A 1,900-nucleotide genomic window follows, 5' to 3' on the forward strand; every position below is an offset into this window, starting at 1 on the left:
CGCGCCGGGCATCGGGAGGATCGGCTCGCCCGCCGTCCGCACCAGGTGCAGGGCCGCGCCGAGGGCCGTCCCCGCGTCCCCGGCGGCGGGCTGCACCCACACCTCCTCGTAGGGCCCGTCGCGGGCGATGCGGGAGTTGGCGACGCAGTTGAGCGCCACACCGCCCGCCATGGACAGCCGCCGCGACCCGGTCCGGCCGTGCAGCCAGTGCACCAGTTCCAGCAGCACCTCCTCCAGGCGCAGCTGGACGGAGGCGGCGAGGTCGGCGTGGTCGCGGGTCCACTCGCCGCCCGCCGGACGCGGCTTGGCCAGCGACGACCAGTCGATCCCGGCCGAGGCGAACCCGCCGTCGCCGGTCGGCCGGACGAGGTCGCGCATCTCGTCGATGAGGCTCGGCTTCCCGTAGGAGGCCAGCGCCATCACCTTGTACTCGTCGCTGGAGCGCAGGAACCCCAGGTGCTGGGTCAGGTCCTCGTACATGAGCCCGAGGGAGTGGGGGAGCCGCTGGGCGGCGAGCGTGGTCAGCCCGTCCGCGCCGTACCGGCCCGCCAGGTGGGAGTGCGACTCGCCGCGCCCGTCCAGGACGAGCACGTCGCCCTCGCCCGGGCGCGGCGCGGCGAGCGCGGCCGAGGCGGCGTGCGCCGCGTGGTGCGGGACGAACCGGACCACCCCCGGGTCGAGACCGGGCAGCGCGTCGGCCAGCATGTGCGGCGCGTGCTCGGCGTACAGCGTGCGCAGGCGTTCCCACTTGTCCTCGTGGCCCGGCAGCCCCGGCTCGACCAGCCCGGGATCGTAGGAGTAGGCGACGGCGTCCAGGTCGCCCGGCTCCAGGCCGGCCGACTCCAGGCACCACCGGGCTGACCTCTCCGGGAGTTCCCAGGCGGAGAAGGCGTGCGGCCGCTTCCCGTGCTTGCGGCGGCTGAACCGCTCCTCCTCGGCGGCGGCCACCACGCGCCCGTCCATGACGAGCGCGGCCGCGGGATCGTGGAAGACTGCGTTGATTCCGAGTACGCGCATATCGAGGCCCCCCTGAGCCGCGCTTTCCGGATTCAGTCGACTCCGTAGCGAAGTCAGTCGGATACCCGGCGCCAAGGCGTTAAACGATGACCAGACGAACCTTTTGTGACGTGGCTCCCGAAACGCCCTGTGTGTCGGGGATCGCGCTGGGTAACTTTCTCTTTGCTTTCGGGACGCGCGCCCCCGCCACCGCCTCGGGACGGATTCGTCCGGCCGCCGCATGGCGCGCCGCCGTTCGGGTAGGGAGCGGCCATGCCGTACACGCGGTACACGCCGTACACGCTCCTGGTCATCACCCGGGATCGCCGGCCGGAGCTCCTGTCGACTCTGGACAGGCTGCGGGGACTGCCGGGGCGTCCGCCGATCATCGTGGTGGACAACGCCTCGCGGGACGGCTCGGCCGACGCCGCGTCCCGGCTGCCCGGGGTGACCGTGGTCCGCGCCTCGCGCAACCTCGGGGCCGTCGCCCGCAACGTCGGGATGGACCACGTCCGCACCCCGTACGTGGCGTGCTGCGACGACGACGTCTGGTGGGACCCGGACGCGCCGGGCCGCGCCGCCCGGCTGCTCGACGCCCACCCGCGCCTGGCGGCCGTGACCGGCCGCATCCTGGTCGGCCCGGACGGCCGGGAGGACCCGATCGTCCCCGAGCTGCGCGACTCGCCCGTCCCGGGGCCGTCCTGGCTCCCCGGTCCCGCGCTCGGCTCGTTCCTCGCGGGCGCGACCATGCTCCGCGCCGCCGCGTTCCGCGCGGCGGGCGGCTTCTCGCCCAAGCTGTGGTTCGGTGGTGAGGAGGAGCTCCTCGCCGCCGACCTGATGGCGTCCGGATGGTGGCTCTGCTACGCCGACGACGTGGTCGTCCACCACGAGCCGTCCCCGGTGC

Annotated in this window: 2 protein-coding genes; one reads left to right on the forward strand and one right to left on the reverse strand. The window is 74.2% G+C overall.

Features of this window, described 5'->3' with window-relative positions; genetic code table 11:
* The coding region (locus AB0J52_RS38480) for a carbamoyltransferase N-terminal domain-containing protein (RefSeq protein ID WP_500187963.1) at nt 1–1,017 on the reverse strand (1,017 nt) is incomplete at its 3' end.
* 252 nt (nt 1,018–1,269) lie between these two features.
* On the opposite strand from AB0J52_RS38480, the gene AB0J52_RS38485 reads away from it, so the two are divergent.
* On the forward strand, nt 1,270–1,900 hold a 631-nt coding region (locus tag AB0J52_RS38485), incomplete at its 3' end, for a glycosyltransferase family 2 protein (RefSeq protein WP_500187964.1).

The sequence above is a fragment of the Spirillospora sp. NPDC049652 genome, from assembly GCF_040675125.1.
In the GTDB taxonomy this organism is placed as follows: Bacteria; Actinomycetota; Actinomycetes; order Streptosporangiales; family Streptosporangiaceae; genus Spirillospora.